Annotated in this window: 15 protein-coding genes; 7 read left to right on the forward strand and 8 right to left on the reverse strand. The window is 37.6% G+C overall.

The features are described 5' to 3' along the window. Nucleotides 1–47 precede the first annotated feature (47 nt). The 3 genes from Q8907_04500 to Q8907_04510 all read left to right on the forward strand — a co-directional run bounded on the left by Q8907_04500 (nt 48) and on the right by Q8907_04510 (nt 6,377). Nucleotides 48–1,181 carry a porin gene (locus Q8907_04500; GenBank protein MDP4273520.1) on the forward strand — a complete coding sequence of 378 codons (1,134 nt, stop codon included), beginning with the start codon at nt 48–50 and terminating at the stop codon, nt 1,179–1,181. Between the two features lie 221 nt (nt 1,182–1,402). Then, a complete protein-coding gene (locus Q8907_04505) occupies nt 1,403–3,895 on the forward strand; it encodes a TonB-dependent receptor (GenBank protein ID MDP4273521.1) in 2,493 nt (830 codons plus the stop codon). A 439-nt stretch (nt 3,896–4,334) separates the two neighbouring features. Further along, entirely contained in the window at nt 4,335–6,377 is a 2,043-nt protein-coding gene (locus Q8907_04510; protein MDP4273522.1) for a beta-galactosidase, read from the forward strand. A 26-nt stretch (nt 6,378–6,403) separates the two neighbouring features. Here the strand turns inward: Q8907_04510 and Q8907_04515 are convergent, their stop codons facing one another. Next, nucleotides 6,404–7,372, reverse strand: a complete 969-nt coding sequence (locus Q8907_04515; GenBank protein ID MDP4273523.1) for a PhoH family protein — start codon at nt 7,370–7,372, stop codon at nt 6,404–6,406. A 213-nt stretch (nt 7,373–7,585) separates the two neighbouring features. Between Q8907_04515 and Q8907_04520 the strand changes: the two genes are divergently transcribed. Both Q8907_04520 and mazG read left to right on the forward strand, forming a co-directional pair. Beyond that, nucleotides 7,586–8,392 (forward strand): SAM-dependent chlorinase/fluorinase, encoded by an 807-nt coding sequence (locus Q8907_04520; protein MDP4273524.1) that lies wholly within the window; start codon nt 7,586–7,588, stop codon nt 8,390–8,392. 4 nt (nt 8,393–8,396) lie between these two features. After that, nucleotides 8,397–9,164: a nucleoside triphosphate pyrophosphohydrolase gene (gene mazG, locus Q8907_04525; GenBank protein MDP4273525.1), complete on the forward strand. Its 768-nt coding sequence runs from the start codon at nt 8,397–8,399 to the stop codon at nt 9,162–9,164. A 65-nt stretch (nt 9,165–9,229) separates the two neighbouring features. Here the strand turns inward: mazG and Q8907_04530 are convergent, their stop codons facing one another. The 7 genes from Q8907_04530 to nusB form a co-directional block, all read right to left on the reverse strand. Further along, nucleotides 9,230–9,664: a DUF5606 domain-containing protein gene (locus tag Q8907_04530; GenBank protein MDP4273526.1), complete on the reverse strand. Its 435-nt coding sequence runs from the start codon at nt 9,662–9,664 to the stop codon at nt 9,230–9,232. A 111-nt stretch (nt 9,665–9,775) separates the two neighbouring features. Next, on the reverse strand, nt 9,776–10,492 hold the full coding sequence (locus tag Q8907_04535) for a DnaJ domain-containing protein (protein ID MDP4273527.1): 717 nt from the start codon (nt 10,490–10,492) through the stop codon (nt 9,776–9,778). Nucleotides 10,493–10,506: 14 nt separating this feature from the next. Continuing rightward, nucleotides 10,507–11,097 (reverse strand): dephospho-CoA kinase, encoded by a 591-nt coding sequence (gene coaE / locus Q8907_04540; protein MDP4273528.1) that lies wholly within the window; start codon nt 11,095–11,097, stop codon nt 10,507–10,509. Further along, on the reverse strand, nt 11,094–12,122 hold the full coding sequence (locus Q8907_04545; GenBank protein ID MDP4273529.1) for a CdaR family protein: 1,029 nt from the start codon (nt 12,120–12,122) through the stop codon (nt 11,094–11,096). Before Q8907_04545 ends, coaE begins: the two co-directional genes overlap by 4 nt. A 60-nt stretch (nt 12,123–12,182) precedes the next feature. Then, nucleotides 12,183–12,500, reverse strand: coding sequence for a preprotein translocase subunit YajC (yajC, locus tag Q8907_04550; protein ID MDP4273530.1), 318 nt, complete (start codon nt 12,498–12,500; stop codon nt 12,183–12,185). A gap of 29 nt (nt 12,501–12,529) precedes the next feature. Continuing rightward, a complete protein-coding gene (locus Q8907_04555; GenBank protein ID MDP4273531.1) occupies nt 12,530–12,904 on the reverse strand; it encodes a DUF1573 domain-containing protein in 375 nt (124 codons plus the stop codon). Between the two features lie 198 nt (nt 12,905–13,102). After that, entirely contained in the window at nt 13,103–13,969 is an 867-nt protein-coding gene (gene nusB / locus Q8907_04560; protein ID MDP4273532.1) for a transcription antitermination factor NusB, read from the reverse strand. 338 nt (nt 13,970–14,307) lie between these two features. Between nusB and Q8907_04565 the strand changes: the two genes are divergently transcribed. Continuing rightward, entirely contained in the window at nt 14,308–14,688 is a 381-nt protein-coding gene (locus Q8907_04565; GenBank protein ID MDP4273533.1) for a DUF3276 family protein, read from the forward strand. Between the two features lie 203 nt (nt 14,689–14,891). Continuing rightward, a partial coding sequence (locus tag Q8907_04570) for a hypothetical protein (GenBank protein MDP4273534.1) occupies nt 14,892–15,599 on the forward strand: 708 nt, incomplete at its 3' end.

A 15,599-nucleotide genomic window follows, 5' to 3' on the forward strand; every position in this document is an offset into this window, starting at 1 on the left:
CGTAATATATTGTTTCTTTGCCGGCTTAAAATAACTTTTGAAACATAATGAGAAATTCTTTTTTAATTGCTGTAATGATATTGTTGTCAATTACTTCGTTACAGGCACAGACGAACAATGACTTATTAAATGTATTGACCAGAAATCAGGTCATATCCCAGAAACAGGCAGATTCACTTCGAAATGAGGCGAATAAAAATGCGGAGCAAAAAAATGGAATTAAGTCAGTTTTAAATAATACTAACAAAGCTTTACAAATTACTGGATTTACTCAATTCCGTTATCAGGAATTAGACCAGGCAGGGAAGAAAGATGGTTTTGACCTTCGGAGAGCCCGTGTTGTTTTTAAAGGAGATGTTTTAAAAAACTGGAGCTATTTTGTTCAGTTTGATATGGCATGTTCTCCCCGTTTGCTTGATGCATATGCCAATTTAAAACTGTCGGATGCTTTGATGTTTACCTTTGGACAATTTAAGGTTCCTTTATCCCGTGAAAGTCTTATTTCTTCAGGTAAGTTGGAAACCCTTGACTGTTCACAGGTTGTGGAAGCGCTGGTCGCCAGGCCTGGAGATGTAATTGGCAATCAATTGGGATACGACCAGGGGGTAAAGGTGAGCGGTGATTTGTTCAAACTAAATGACCGGCACTTACTTGAATATCAATTGGCTGTAGTAAATGGAGCAGGTATAAATGTTACGGGCGATAATAATGAATCTAAAGATTTGGCTGGAAGGATGATCGTTCATGCCGTCAAAGGACTTGATTTAGGCGGTTCCTTCTACAAAGGGCTTGACAATTGGAATTCTACAGTCAACAATGTTGCTGTCAGCAATATCGCCAGAAAACGCGACAGGATTGGTTTCGACCTTTATTATACTTTGGGCGGTGCTTCCCTGCAAAGTGAATATTTGAAAGGATGGGATGGAAATATCATCAGGTCCGGCTATTATGTTCAGGCTGCTTATTTTGTGATGCCCGGCAAATTGCAATTGCTTGCAAAATATGATTCTTACGATCCTAATAAGGATGTATCCAAGGATAAATCGAATTGGTACATTTTAGGAGCAAATTATAATTTGGGGCCAAATTCAAGATTGCAGGTTGCCTATAATATAAAAACTGAAGAAGGTACTGAAATTCATAACAATATGGCTGCAGTTCAGCTCCAGATAGGTTTTTAAACCTTTATGAAATTTTTAATTCATATCACTTTCATCTACAGATTTATAAAAATTAAGTTTGTATTATGAAAGTGATATTTTGTTAATCACTCCTCCTTTTTTCACTCTTAATCCTTTAAAAGTATTGATTTAATTTTGTCGGCATTAGTTTAGGAATGGGTATTAAACTTTTTTGTAATTAAATTGTCTAAAAGGCAAGTTTAAAAATTTGAAAAAAGATAATGAATATTGATCGTTTATTGAAAAAGATTGTGTTTCCGTTGTTTTTCATCATGTTTTGCAGCAATATCATCTTGGCGCAAAATGCACCGGAAAAAAGTAGAAAAGCCAAAATATCCGGCAAAATTATAGATGATGCAAATAATCCTTTGTCCTATGTCAATATTACTCTTTACAGGGATAAGGATTCTGTTTTGGTGACCGGGGCCCTTTCAGATGCAGAGGGGAAATTTCAATTGAATAATTTGAATTTTGGAAAATATACTTTGAAATTCAGTTATATGGGATTCAAAACCAAGGTTTTTAAAGGAGTAACGCTCAGTTCGGAGAAACCTATGCTGGTTTGGAATACTGTCCAGCTACAGGAAAATGCCAAAGTGCTTTCTGAAGTTCAGGTTGTCGCTGAAAAGCCCGGTGTTCAATATAAACTGGATAAGAAAATTGTAAACATTGAACAAAACCTGGTCAGTGCCGGAGGAACGGCCCTTGACGTGATGAGGAATGTACCTTCCATTTCGGTTGATGTGGATGGGAATGTAAGTTTGCGCGGCAATTCAAATGTGAATATCCTGATAGACGGAAGACCTTCAGGGTCAACCGGTGAAAGCCTCTCTTCTGTTCTTGACCAGATTCCGGCCAGCTCCATTGAAAATATCGAAATCATTACCAATCCCTCTGCAAAATATGATCCTGAGGGTACCGGAGGTATTATCAATATCATTCTCAAAAAAGAAAAAAGGAATGGACTAAATGGCATGATTTCTTTAAACGCTGGGACCAGGGATAAATATACCGGTACCGCGACCATGAATTACAGGATTAATAAATTTAATTTCTATGGGACTTACGATGCAAGGGCTTTCCATGCTACCGGTACGGGGCATAACGACCGTACACTGTTTTATAAAAATTCGGAAGGCGCTGTCGATTCTACCAATTCGCTTATACAGGACGGCAATATGGTAATGAATTTTAAAATGCAGGATTTTAAAATCGGTTCAGATTATTTTATTAACGGTAAAAATACCCTGGGTTTTTATTTTATGAGAAGGGACGGTCATCCCAACCGGAACATGAATATCATCAATTCGATGTATGATAATGACGGCAATTTATACAACAATTATCAACGGTTGACATGGGATAAAAGCCATTTCGGCGGCAACGATTATGTTTTAAATTATCGTAAGACGTTTGACAAGAAAGATCAGGAATTTACTGCTGATTTTAATTATTCGCGTACGGGATTTTCTGATGATCAGAATTTTAACCAAAACAATCTTTTAGCGCCTAATTCTGATACGTCTGTTGAAAAGCAATTTTCAAACCGGAATAATCATTCAAACCGGGGAAGTGTGGAACTTAATTATGTTCAACCCCTTGGAAGCGGCAGATTAGAGGCTGGTTACAAACTGAATTATCGCCAGAATGAATCTGACTATAAGATGTACGACATTGTTAATTCCGATACTATATTTGATTCCAATGTAAGCAACCATTTTAAATATAACGAACAGATCCATAGCTTGTTTGCTACCTACGGGAATACATTAGGCAAATTACAATATCAACTTGGAAGCCGTTTGGAACAGGCTTTTACTTCTTCACAACAGAAAACGACGGATCAGAACTACTCGCACAATTACCTGAGTTTTTTCCCGAGTGTTCACTTAAATTATAAGAAATCAGAAAAGGAACAGTTCCAGCTGAGTTACAGCCGCAGAATTAACCGGCCGCGTATTTGGAATATCAATCCTTTTACGGATTATTCGGACCCGAAAAATTTGAGGCGGGGTAATCCTCAACTGAACCCGGAATATATCAATTCCTATGAAGTTGGTTATTCAAGGTTTTGGAAGAATTTCTCGGTTAATTCCGATATCTTTTATCACCAGACTTTGAATATGATGACTTCTATCAAGACTGCCTTGAATGCTGATACTACCCTGTCCACTTTCCAGAATCTCTCCAGTGAGGATTCTTATGGTGGTGAACTGATCCTGCAAAATACCATTACCAAATGGTGGAATGTCAATACCAGTTTTACCTTCTTCAGAACAATTCTGCACGGCGTGCCCAACAGTGCATCTTCAAATCAGAATTACAGCTGGTCAGGCAAGCTTAATTCCAATATGACCCTTATGAAAAATCTCAGCCTGCAGATTATTGGCAGTTATGATGCGCCCGTAGTTACAGCACAGGGGAAGAACCTGGCCGTTTATGGAGTTGATTTGGGATTGCGTAAGGATATTTTTAAAAGTAAAGCTTATCTGACTGCCCGGGTCAGCGATATTTTCAATACAAGAAAATTTGAAAGCAGGACATATTCAACCAGTTTCAACGAAACCAGCTGGCAACGCCGTGAATCACAAATATTCTTTATCGGGTTAACCTTTAAGATAAACGGAGGGATGAAGACAAAGAATAAAGATGATAAACAACAGCAAAATAATGAAGATTTAATCAATTCAGGTGAAGGAGGGAATATGGAATAAATCCATATTTCTTTTTTACCCTTTTTGATTTGTCAAATTTTAATTGGAAAAAATCAGGGATTTTTTTAAGATGACGCAACCTTTGAATTGTTTTTCCCATCTACTCGAAAAATAATGATATGAAGAACTTTAAGTTTATATTAGATGGTTCATCGTGGTTCCAGACACGAGGACAGAAAAAAGGAGAAATGAAATTTATTATTCTTTCTGAAACTTATGACCTGTATTTTCGATTATCAAAGGATCGTAAATATCTTATTCTGCATGATTTTTCAAAGAAATTATCTTGCGAGTGCCTTAATTAATTTTCTTTCCATATAGCTTTCTGCCTGCATATTTTGTAAATTTGTTCTAAGCCCGCCGATTTGAGGATATTTAGAAAGGGTATTTGGGGATAAATTGAAGTTTGCATGAGTATGTAACTTAATTATAGATAGTTATGCCGGCAGAAAACTTAAAGAGGTTACTTCCTGAAATAGGAGCAGAAGTCTGGATTGAACCCGGTCAGAAAGAAAGCGATATTGACAATTGGATGGGCATTTTGGCCGATAACCATTTTTCGGTTGCCCGTTTGTTTATCGTATGGAATTATGTTGAAACTTCGCCAGGGAATTTCGATTTCAGCCTTTATGATTTTGCTTTTGATGCTGCCCAACAGCATGGAATAAAAATTGAAGCAACTCTTACCCCTAATCATGGTCCGGCTTTTATCCTTTCTGAATATTTTTATAATGTTCAGGGTGATACAATCCCCAGGACCAATGCAGAGCTTGAAAAATCCAAAGTTTATATAGAGAAAACCGTAAGCAGGTATAGAAATCATCCTGCCCTGGATTACTGGTGGCTGATCAACGAACCAGGGCAGACTAATGTCCACGATTATTTTACTGTTGACCGCTACAAAGAATGGCTGAAAAACAAGTATGGCGAAATTGAACGCTTGAACAAAATATGGAATACGGCCTTTGCAGATTTTAATGCCATAGGTTATAACGAAATCTGGGATCATCCGCAGAGTTTTACGGCACCGGCTTCGTTTTTGGACTGGAATCTTTTCTGGCGTGAGAATCTGACATGGTATATAGGCTGGATTGCTGATGAAATAAGAAAGTATGACCTCATTCACCCTTTGCATACGAATCCTCATGCTTTGTTCGATAATCTATTCAGGTACGATCTGCCCGGATGGCGCGATTTCCTTGGTTCTTTAGGAGCCTCTGTACATCCTTCCTGGCATTTTGGATTGCTCGAACGTGACCAGTTTGCTTTTGGACTTTCCGCGGTTTGTGAAATCGTCAAAGGGGCTGGTGAACCTAATCCTTTTTGGATTTCGGAGATCCAGGGAGGAAATAATATCTGGAGTGCCAGCAGGCCGCTTTGTCCGGATGCTAAAGATATAGCCCAGTGGGTTTGGGTGGGTATCGGTTCGGGGGCTGCAAAAATACTGTTCTGGAGCTTAAACGCGAGGACTACAGGGGGGGAAGCCGGAGAGTGGTCATTGCTCGATTTCCAAAATCAGCCTACAGAAAGAACTGAAACAATTTCTGATATCGCCGGCATCCTTCAAAAATATAAAGATTTCTTCTCTCAAGCTAAACCGCTTAACCCTTTGGTTACTATCCTGCTGAGTTCCGAAACGATGCTGATAGAAGCCAGAAAAGACCTCTGGCACGACTATGACGGGCGCAGGGCCCAGGCCCATGTCATTTCCGCATTGGCTATCTTTCAAACTTTCCAGGAACTGGGAATTCCGGTTGCAATTAAATTGATTGACGATTTTGACTGGGAAAATGATTCGATATCCCGGTTTGTGGTTTTGCCCGATATGATTGCATTAACGGCAAAACAGGCTGAAAAAACAGGTGAATTTGTAAAAAAAGGAAACCGTCTTTTGGTTACCGGATTGACAGGATATTTCGATGAGAATGAGCATTGTACCCTTTATGGGGATTTCCCGCTTAAGGATGTCCTGGGAGGTACCATCCGCGAAATCAATATGATGAAGGAAAGTACCTGCATCGATTTGACCTTTATGAAAAAGTCACTTCCCGTTCATTATTGGAAGGCTGATATGATCGCTACAACCGGTATTGTTGAGGGAATCGATGAGAATAAAATTATGGCTTTGCGAAATTATTATGGTAAAGGCGAAACATTCTGGATTCCTTCCATGATCACCCTTGAAGCCTGGCAAAACAACAATAATCCGCTAGCTGATTTATTGAAACATGAAATCACCAGGTTTTTATCCTGGCTTCCATTCCATTTTGCCGATCATGAGCCGGGTGCTTTAATGAAAGTTCTTACCGATGGTAAGCAATATATGGTCATTGTTACCAATAATCATGATTACATCAATGATGTTGCCCTGTATTCTGAGCTAACGTTGAAGGCAGAGGTGATTTACGGGCCTGAACATTCTTTGGAAAGAAAAAATATTCATCTTGGGCCACATGAAACAATTGTGATATTATTCGTATAATTGAGCCTGGCTATTGAAGAATAGTCCTATTCCTTTTTTTTGTTTGAAGAATACTTGTCGTATGCATCAACGATGTATCGAACAAGACGGTGCCGTACAATATCAGATGTATCAAACCTGACAAAGGAAATCCCCTCTATACCTTTAAGAATGTGTGTTGCCTGAATCAGTCCCGAACTTTCTTTGCTGGGAAGGTCAATTTGGGTGATATCACCGGTAATGATAAATTTTGCATTAAGCCCCATCCGGGTGAGAAACATCTTAAGCTGATTTACGGTGGTGTTTTGTGCTTCGTCAAGGATAACAAAGGCATTATCGAGTGTCCTTCCCCTCATGAATGCAAGTGGTGCAATTTGAACTGTCCCGTCTTCAATTAATGTGGCCAGCCTTTTTGGAGGCATCATATCGTGAAGGGCGTCGTATAGCGGTTGAAGGTATGGATCAAGCTTCTCTTTCATGTCTCCGGGCAGGAATCCTAAATGTTCGCCTGCTTCAACAGCCGGACGTGTCAGGATAATCCTTTTGACTTCCTTGTTTTTGAATGCTTTTACCGCAAGGGCAATAGCAGTATAGGTCTTTCCCGTACCGGCCGGGCCAATGGCAAAGATCATGTCATTGTTTTTGTATTCTTGTACCAGCCTTTTCTGATTTGGGGTTCTTGCTTTTACCGGCCTTCCTGTATTTCCATATACGAGCACTTCATCTTCATCGTCCTGCGGGGGTATTTTGGAATGGTCGATTTCTGTATCTTCGATCAAAAGGGCCAAGTCTTGTTCGCTGATATTATTGTACTTGTGGAAATAGCCAATTAATATTTCCATCTTCTTTTCAAAATATTTTACCTCTGCGGCAGTACCCAATACTTTTAGCTCATTTCCCCGGCCAATAATTTTAAGGTTGGCAAAATTTTTCTTTAAAATCTCAAAATTAATATTGTTAACCCCATAAAAAACTACAGGGTCAATGCCTTCCAAATAAATTATTTTTTCTATCATTCCCAATTAGTTAACAGATAGATATCTTTCGTTTATATTTATTAAACAGGGCAAAGTTATTATAATAAAATGAAAATAATCAGCCCTGATGTAATAATTCATGTTGTTGGTTTTATTATAATTGTATAGTTGAAATTTTTTACAATAAAATAAAAAATCCGGTGGGTTTGTCTTCTGCTGTTCAACCTTGTATCTTTGTAAAAAAATTGTGTAATGTCAATTATCACACTCACTACAGATTGGAGCCAAAATGATTATTATCTGGGCGCATTAAAGGGGAAGATATACAGCTTGTGCTCCGGCGCTGTTGTTGTTGACATTACTCATCAGATTCCGAGTTTTGATTTATCACAGGCGGCATTTATACTTAAAAATAGTTTCCCCTTTTTCCCTAAAAAAACAGTCCATCTGATTGGGGTGAACAGCGAAGCTGCAGAATCCAGAAATTATCTGGCTTTATATGCCCAGGGGCATTATTTCGTGGGCGCGGATAACGGAATATTTAGTTTACTGCTTGATGGGGAAGATCCGGAAATGGCGATAAATATTAAGCTTGATGAACGGGAAAAAAACTCCACATTTCCATGTGTCTCCATCTTGGCTAGGGCTGCCTGTTATTTGGCTGAAGGTGGAAAAATAGAAAATCTGGGAGAAGCTGCCAGAGAAATTTATCGTCAGGTTCCAATTATGGCAACTATTGATGATTCTGTGATTTCAGGAAGCGTGATTTATATCGATTCCTTTCAGAATGCCATTACCAATATCAATCTTGATTTGTTTAACCGAATAGCAAAGGGCAGGGCTTTTGAAATCATTGTACAAAGCAATCATTACAAGATTAATAAAATCAACAAGCATTATTATGAAACGGCAGTGGGAGAGATGCTTGCTATTTTTAATTCTGCCCATTTGCTGGAAATAGCCATTAATAACGGGAATGCGGCTGAATTACTGAATCTGGACACCAATTCCACTGTGCGGGTAAGATTTTTTGATGAACAAGAGATAAAAAAATTATAGAATTATGGACAAACAAATAGAAGCTTTTAAACGACTTCTCTGCATCATGAATGATCTGAGAGAAAAGTGCCCCTGGGACAGGGTCCAGACAATGGATAGCATGAGAACCCTTACCATTGAGGAAGTTTATGAGCTCACGGATGCCATTCTGGAACATAATATGGACGGGATAAAAGAAGAACTGGGTGATGTACTTCTTCATATTGTTTTTTATTCGAAAATTGCCTCAGAATCCAATGATTTTGATATTGCTGATGTAATAAACAATTTATGTGAAAAACTCATTTACAGGCATCCTCATATTTATGGCGAGATCAAAGTAAAAGATGGGGAAGAAGTAAAAACGAACTGGGAAAAATTAAAACTCAGGAAAGGGAAAAAAGGATTACTCTCCGGTGTGCCCCAATCCTTACCGGCTTTAGTAAAAGCCAACCGCATTCAGGACAAGGTGAGGTCTGTGGGGTTTGACTGGGATGATAAATCCCAGGTTTGGGATAAAGTAAATGAGGAACTCGGTGAAGTCAAGCAGGAAATAAATAAAGGGGATGCAAAAAAAATGGAATCCGAATTTGGTGATCTGCTTTTTTCTGTGGTGAATGCTGCCCGTTTATATAATGTTGATCCGGAATCTGCACTGGAAAGGACCAATAAGAAATTCATGAAACGTTTCAACCATCTGGAGAAGAATTCACTTCAAAGTGGTAAGACGCTTAAGGAAATGAGTCTCGAAGAGATGAATTCCTTGTGGGAAGAGGCTAAAAAATTCGATTAATAAAGAGTATAAAATAAAAAAAGTTGAAATCCTTGACGATTTCAACTTTTTTTATGTCTAAAATATTATTGATTTTCTTCTTTCTTTTCTTCCGGACTTTCTTCTTTTGGCTCTTCATCGAATTTGAGCAAGTCCAGAGCCTGTAATTGGTTATACCAGCTTAAAAGTTTTTTAATGTCAGATACATAGACCTTGTCTCTGTCATAAGCAGGTACAACTTCAGCGAAATATTTTTTGAGATCTTCGGCCGGTAATTTTGAATCCAGCGATTTCTGCCCTTGTTCCTTGTCGAAAATTGCCTTCAGGGCTTCGGATAACGGCAGGTCTTTATCATCGGTATAGATGGTTATATCCTCAAGAGATACAACTTTTGAAGATGCGGAAACATTCATTCTCTTTTTATCCGCTAAACTTTCTACAATTATGCCATTCCTGCTTTTTGCTATAAAACGGAACAGTCCGCTATATCCGCTAATGGATAAAATGTCTTTTAAATTCATTGTAAGTAATGGATTATTTAAAATTCAAAGCAAAAATACGATTCTTTAAACGACTTAAAAATATTTTCTTTAAAAACATGAAGAAAATTAAACGCAATAATTTCCTTGCTGTCAAACCATACTCCGTTCTTTTTTTATTTTTTCGTAGGCTTCATTTACCTTTTGGAACTTTTCATTGGCGGTTTTGCGGAAATCTTCTCCCAAATAACTTACCTTATCGGGATGATATTTCAAGGCCATTTTGTGGTAAGCTTTTTTTACCTCCTCATCGGTAGCCTGGCGTTCAATTTCCAGCACTTTGTAGGCTGAATCCAAGTCCTGGACAAACATCGATTTGATTGAGGTTGCATCACTTTGGGAGATACCCAGGGAAGCTGCAATGTTTTCAACCAGAAATAGTTCTTCAGGACTGATCCTGTCATCGGCCGCACAGATTCCGTATAGTAAATGCAATAGTTGTAAGCGTGAGGAATAATCCAGGCTATTGCTGATTTGACCGCAAACCTCCTCAACGGGAATATTTTGCTTCAGTAAATCGCGCAACAAAACAAGGGCTTCGCGGGCACTGTCTTCACCAAAATTATGAACCAGAAAGGTTTTTACATAATCAAGTTCTGATTTCAGGACTTTTCCGTCGGCCTTAAGAACTGCAGCAATGAGTACCAGCATGCTCATTGCAAAATCACCGGTTGTTGTTTGGCCTGTTACCTGACTCGCCTGGGCACTGTCAATCAGTGATCCCAACAAGAAGCCAAATAAGGCTCCGACCGGGCTACCTGAAAAAGCCCATCCCAGTCCTCCTCCTATCCATTTTGCAAATTTTCCCATAAATCTTTTGTAGTTTAATTTTCTCCCCGGAATATCTCATGAAGCTTCAGAACCTGAGGCAGTACCATTTGATTCCCATCATTGACAATCACGTAATCTGAACGTTTTATTTTTTCTTCTTCGTCCATCTGATTTCGCATTCTGCTTTTCACCCTATCAATTGTCATGCCATCCCTTTCCATCACCCTTTTTATCCTTATTTCTTCAGGTGCAAAGACGGTAACTATTTTGTCTACTTCTCTGTCCGAACCGCTTTCAAATAAAATAGCCGCTTCCATAATCGAATAATTCTTTTTGCTGTTTTGCTCCAGCCATTGATGAAAACGTTCTTTTAAAAACGGGTGTACAATGGAATTCATTGTACGCAGAGCATCGGTATTGTTAAATATCAGGGCTGCCATACGCTCCTTATTGATTCCGTAAGGGGTATAGGTGTCTTCGCCAAATGCAGCAACCAATTTCTGGCGCAGATTGGAATTGGTGTTTACAAGTATCTTAGATTCAATATCGGCAATGAACACCGGAACGCCCAGATGTCTGAAGGTATCGCAAATCAGTGATTTCCCGCTGCCAATTCCTCCCGTAACCCCAACTTTTAACTTCATTTTTCAATCAGATATTCCACGTTTTGTGGCTGTAATTTTAACAGATTTATGTTTTTAGGTTTTTTGACAATGGATACCGGCAATCTGCTGACAGAATATTTTTCTATTTGTTGATAATTCACAACAGCCCTGAAATTGCCGGGAACAATGTTTTTGTACTGGCTGATCCCTACCAGGTAAGATATTTTTACGGTACTGGGAAAGATTTTCAGGCTAAGGCCATTCGGGACATTAATCGCTTCTATGGGTACATTCAATAAAGCTTCTGTATATTTTTCAACTTCAAATGATACGTCCACACTGCTAATGGAATATTGAACATTTTCCCTTTGAACCAAGGGAATTCTTTTTTTTATCTTTTTCCTTATATGTTTAAACCGGGTAACTGTGGTTTTGATCTCGGTAATTGAATCAATAACACTTTTAGGCCCTGAAATGATAATATGATCAGGATTTACACTGATATTGCCCTTAAGCAGGTATTGTTTGTCGGCAGATATTTTTAATTGAGGTACAACCGGAACTTCTTTTCTGGCTACAGGAACAAAATTGAAAATTATGGTGTCCGGAGAGATGCCCAGGACTTTGATTTCTGATCCCAGCTGATCGGAAATTCTGTCCTCTGCTATTTTGGTGTGAAAGAGATAGGAACCTGCATCTACCTGGGGAAGTACAAAGGATTCAACGTCGAAAATGATAGGCTGAAACCGTGAGAATATCCTGCTGCGCATCAATGCAAAACCATACGCACTAACCCTGATGGAAAGTTTTGGAGGCAATTCTCCGATCAATACTTTGTTTTTAGGGAAATTTACGTATTGTACGGGATAGTCAATTGTGGTGGTGTAGTCTTTGCTTAATGCATTCAACAACCAGAACGTAAATGACAGAATCAGGAAAATAAAATAAACCAGCAGTTTGCTAAAAATTTTTGTCTTATTTTTCCTGACTTTAGAAGTCCATGAAACTGATTTCCCAGATTTTAAATCCGAAGATTCCAATTTATTAAAACTTAATGGAAACATTAAAAAATAGCTTAAAAATCCTTTGCTTTGGCAAAAGGTTTTTAAGCTAGAAGATTGAGTTTAGCGTTGTGTTGCTAAATCACTGGGATCTTTTAAAATTGCTGCTTTATCAACTTTCAGCCTGACCTGGTCTTCCACCTGAATAATTACGGTTTGATCTGAAACTTCAACAATTTTACCATATATCCCTCCCGTGGTTATAACTTTATCCCCGTTTTTTAATTCATTACGGTAGTTTCTTAACTCTTTCTGCCTTTTTACCTGTGGCCTGATCATGAAGAAATAAAAAATCACGATGATCAGTAATAAAGGAAGCAAAGTCACTAAAGAATTTGTTCCTCCAGAAGGGGCTTGTAATAAAATACTCAGAATGTTCATCATACTAAAATATTAAATTAATAATTATGTTATTGTTCAACTTCAGCTGTAATTGTCAAATTTCGTGCCTCTGGTTTTGAGTTCGTATGCACGGTGATTATTTTGTACTGATTCCCTAAAAGCCCCGAACTGTCAAATATCACTTCTATTCCACCTTCATTGCCCGGTTCAACCGGATTCTTGTCCCATTGCGTGGTTACACACCCGCATTCTGTTTCAACAGACTTTATAACCAGAGGTGCATTCCCTGTATTTTTATATCTGAATACCCAACTGACTTTTTCTCCCTCTGTCAATTTGTCAAAATAATGAATGGAATCATCCCATTTCATCAATACCTTATTCCCATAAACAATTTTATGGCTTTGGGGCCTTTCTTTTTTAGAGGAATGACAACTCGTCATAAGTATCATCAATAAAGCTATCCCTAAAAAAAGATGTATTGTAAATTTCATGTGAAAAAATAAAAACCTGAGCTCAACAGGAATCATTTTTTGATTCAATTTTACTGTGAATCATACTACTTCCCTATCCCAGTGTTGTTGCAAAGTAAAAACAAATTTACTTCAACTGCAAAAATCTTTTTGAATATTTGGTAAGATTTAAGGCTGAACCTGAGATTCGTTTTCACCGATCAGCCCCCTGCCTTTCTTCACGATAATGTGTTCACATTTAAGGCGGTTGATCAATTTGTCAAGGATTCCGTTGATAAAAGTACAGCTTTTATCGGTGCTGTAATATTTTGAAATCTCTATATATTCGTTTAAGGTAACCTTAGTGGGTATGTAGGGGAATTCAATGAGCTCGGAAATGGCTGCTTCCATGATTAAAATATCAATAAATGCTATCCGTTCCACATCCCAGTTTTTAGAATGTTCCTTGATAAGGCTATAGTATTTTTCCCGGTTAATAATTGTTTTTCTAAAAAGGGTTTGGGCGAATGCCTGATCCTCTTCATTTTTAAACATGGGCATAAAGGTAACCGAGCTGATGTCTCCTTCTTTGAAGGATTTCAGGGTCTTTATAATCATACTGATTACAAAGTCACTATCATCATTCCAGTATATGCTTTGTTCCTCAAGGGATTGCTCCAGTATTTCGGAAGTACCAAAAAAATCGGGTAAAAGCCTTAAGATGAATTTTTTATCTGAATTATAACTGTCCTCGCTGGCGATATAGTTTTTATATGCCTCGGAATTGGTGAGATCTTGATATAATGATTTTATCAGCCCATGATAATTGATCCAGCTTAATTTGTTGTCTGACAGATATTTTTGAAATTGTTGGCTTCCTGCTATTTGACGAAGAAGCCTGTTGTCAACCAAACGCGTATTGGGATGTAAATCTTCGTAGGTGGAAAGATTTTTTGCTCTGGCCAGTTCTATCCTTGATTCAGCATAACGAACCAACTCAACTAAAAGCAACATTAAATAATAATAAAGATCGTATGTCTTTTTGATGCTAAACATCAATTGCTTTTCAGACTGAACTAATGAGCTTTCATCGCATTGATGGTAGGCATACAAAATCTGTAAAATTTTTATTCGAAGTAATCTTCGGCTTATCATAAAAAAGAACCTTTGTTTTAGAAACGCGTTGGGAACAGCAATTGCTTGCTTTATTCCTTAATTGTTTGTTTATTTTAAAATTAGGCTGCGAAGTAACGCAATTTTTTGCAAAGTCCCTAAAGAAACTTTCATAATTTCATAGAAAATCCTTTTAAAAAGAGGTGGAAAAACTTTTTTTAAATCAATAATTTTCTACTTTTGAGTTTTATCAAATCAACTATTAAAAAATTACTAAAAAAATGGAAGAAGAAGGCAAATTACCAGAAATAGAAAAAAATGAAGATCACGAAAAGATTTTCTCGAAAGTAATCCGGGCAGGGAAAAGAACATATTTTTTTGATGTTAGGGCCACCAAAAAAAATGATTATTTCCTGACGTTAACAGAAAGTAAAAAACGTTTCGATGTGGATGGACATTCTTACTTCGAAAAACATAAAATATTTCTCTATAAAGAGGATTTTGATAAGTTTTCAGAAGGATTGCATGAAGTCATTGACTATATCAAATCTGTGAAAAATGAAGCTTTAATTCCAGACGATTACAAAGAAGAATCCTCTGAGCACGAAAAAATTAATGAAAAATTTGCTAATATTGAATTTGAAGACCTGGGGAATAAGTAAACATACAACTTTCAAAACTAAACTCCGTAAATCTTATTCTCCCAAATACTAATTATTACGTAAGATTCGTTTAAATATAAAGGATTTTTGTGAGATGAATCCTGGGAATTTATTGAAATACTGTCAATTGGTGATAATTTTCCAGGATTTAATTAAATTTATACCCGCTTTTGGTTTTCCAATTTTATCCTAACGAATTTTGTATGCATTTGCTTAAATACATTATTCTGGTTTTTTGTTCGGCCATTTTACTTTTTTCCTGCCAAAGCGAAAAATTTAATGACAATCCTTATGTAAAACTGAAGTTTTCTCAAGATACTGTCAGTTTTGATACGATTTTCACCACCATTGGTACCCCTACAAAATTATTAAAGATATATAACCCCACCAGCCAGTCTGTAAAAATCTCCAAAGTGTTTTTGGCCGGGGGAGGTCAATCGGCATTCAAATTAAATATTGACGGTTCTGAAATTAATCCTGTTGAAAATATTGAAATTTACCCACATGATAGCCTGTTTCTGTTTGTTATAGCTAAGGTTGAACAGAATTTTACGAATGCTCCTTTGTTTGTTCATGATTCTATTGTGTTTATTACCAATGGCAATATGCAGCATGTCGAACTTTGCGCTTGGGGCCAGGATATTCATCTCCTGAATAATAGTACACTTAAAAGCCAAACCTGGACAAATGATAAACCTTACCTGATTTATGGCCATGTGGTGGTTGATTCTTCACAAACCCTGAATATTGAAGAAGGAACATTGGTTTACCTGCATAAGAATGCAAGCCTGATTGTAAAAGGTACTTTAAACGTTCATGGAAGCAGGGCTCATCCTGTAATCTTCAGGGGTGACCGTACTGAACATTGGTATGACAGCATTCCCGGGCAATGGGGAACAATTTCCATTGAG

It is taken from the genome of Bacteroidota bacterium (assembly GCA_030706565.1).
Classification (GTDB): domain Bacteria; phylum Bacteroidota; class Bacteroidia; order Bacteroidales; family JAUZOH01; genus JAUZOH01.

What these genes read in the sequence shown, in the direction of transcription:
- Q8907_04505 (MDP4273521.1), top strand. Translation starts at nt 1,403, where the DNA reads ATGAATATTGATCGTTTATTGAAAAAGATTGTGTTTCCGTTGTTTTTC.
- Q8907_04510 (MDP4273522.1), top strand. Translation starts at nt 4,335, where the DNA reads ATGCCGGCAGAAAACTTAAAGAGGTTACTTCCTGAAATAGGAGCAGAA.
- nusB (MDP4273532.1), bottom strand. Translation starts at nt 13,969, where the DNA reads ATGTTTAGCATCAAAAAGACATACGATCTTTATTATTATTTAATGTTG.
- Q8907_04535 (MDP4273527.1), bottom strand. Translation starts at nt 10,492, where the DNA reads ATGGGAAAATTTGCAAAATGGATAGGAGGAGGACTGGGATGGGCTTTT.
- Q8907_04515 (MDP4273523.1), bottom strand. Translation starts at nt 7,372, where the DNA reads ATGATAGAAAAAATAATTTATTTGGAAGGCATTGACCCTGTAGTTTTT.
- Q8907_04500 (MDP4273520.1), top strand. Translation starts at nt 48, where the DNA reads ATGAGAAATTCTTTTTTAATTGCTGTAATGATATTGTTGTCAATTACT.
- Q8907_04565 (MDP4273533.1), top strand. Translation starts at nt 14,308, where the DNA reads ATGGAAGAAGAAGGCAAATTACCAGAAATAGAAAAAAATGAAGATCAC.
- Q8907_04545 (MDP4273529.1), bottom strand. Translation starts at nt 12,122, where the DNA reads ATGTTTCCATTAAGTTTTAATAAATTGGAATCTTCGGATTTAAAATCT.
- Q8907_04530 (MDP4273526.1), bottom strand. Translation starts at nt 9,664, where the DNA reads ATGAATTTAAAAGACATTTTATCCATTAGCGGATATAGCGGACTGTTC.
- Q8907_04520 (MDP4273524.1), top strand. Translation starts at nt 7,586, where the DNA reads ATGTCAATTATCACACTCACTACAGATTGGAGCCAAAATGATTATTAT.
- Q8907_04555 (MDP4273531.1), bottom strand. Translation starts at nt 12,904, where the DNA reads ATGACGAGTTGTCATTCCTCTAAAAAAGAAAGGCCCCAAAGCCATAAA.
- mazG (MDP4273525.1), top strand. Translation starts at nt 8,397, where the DNA reads ATGGACAAACAAATAGAAGCTTTTAAACGACTTCTCTGCATCATGAAT.
- yajC (MDP4273530.1), bottom strand. Translation starts at nt 12,500, where the DNA reads ATGAACATTCTGAGTATTTTATTACAAGCCCCTTCTGGAGGAACAAAT.
- coaE (MDP4273528.1), bottom strand. Translation starts at nt 11,097, where the DNA reads ATGAAGTTAAAAGTTGGGGTTACGGGAGGAATTGGCAGCGGGAAATCA.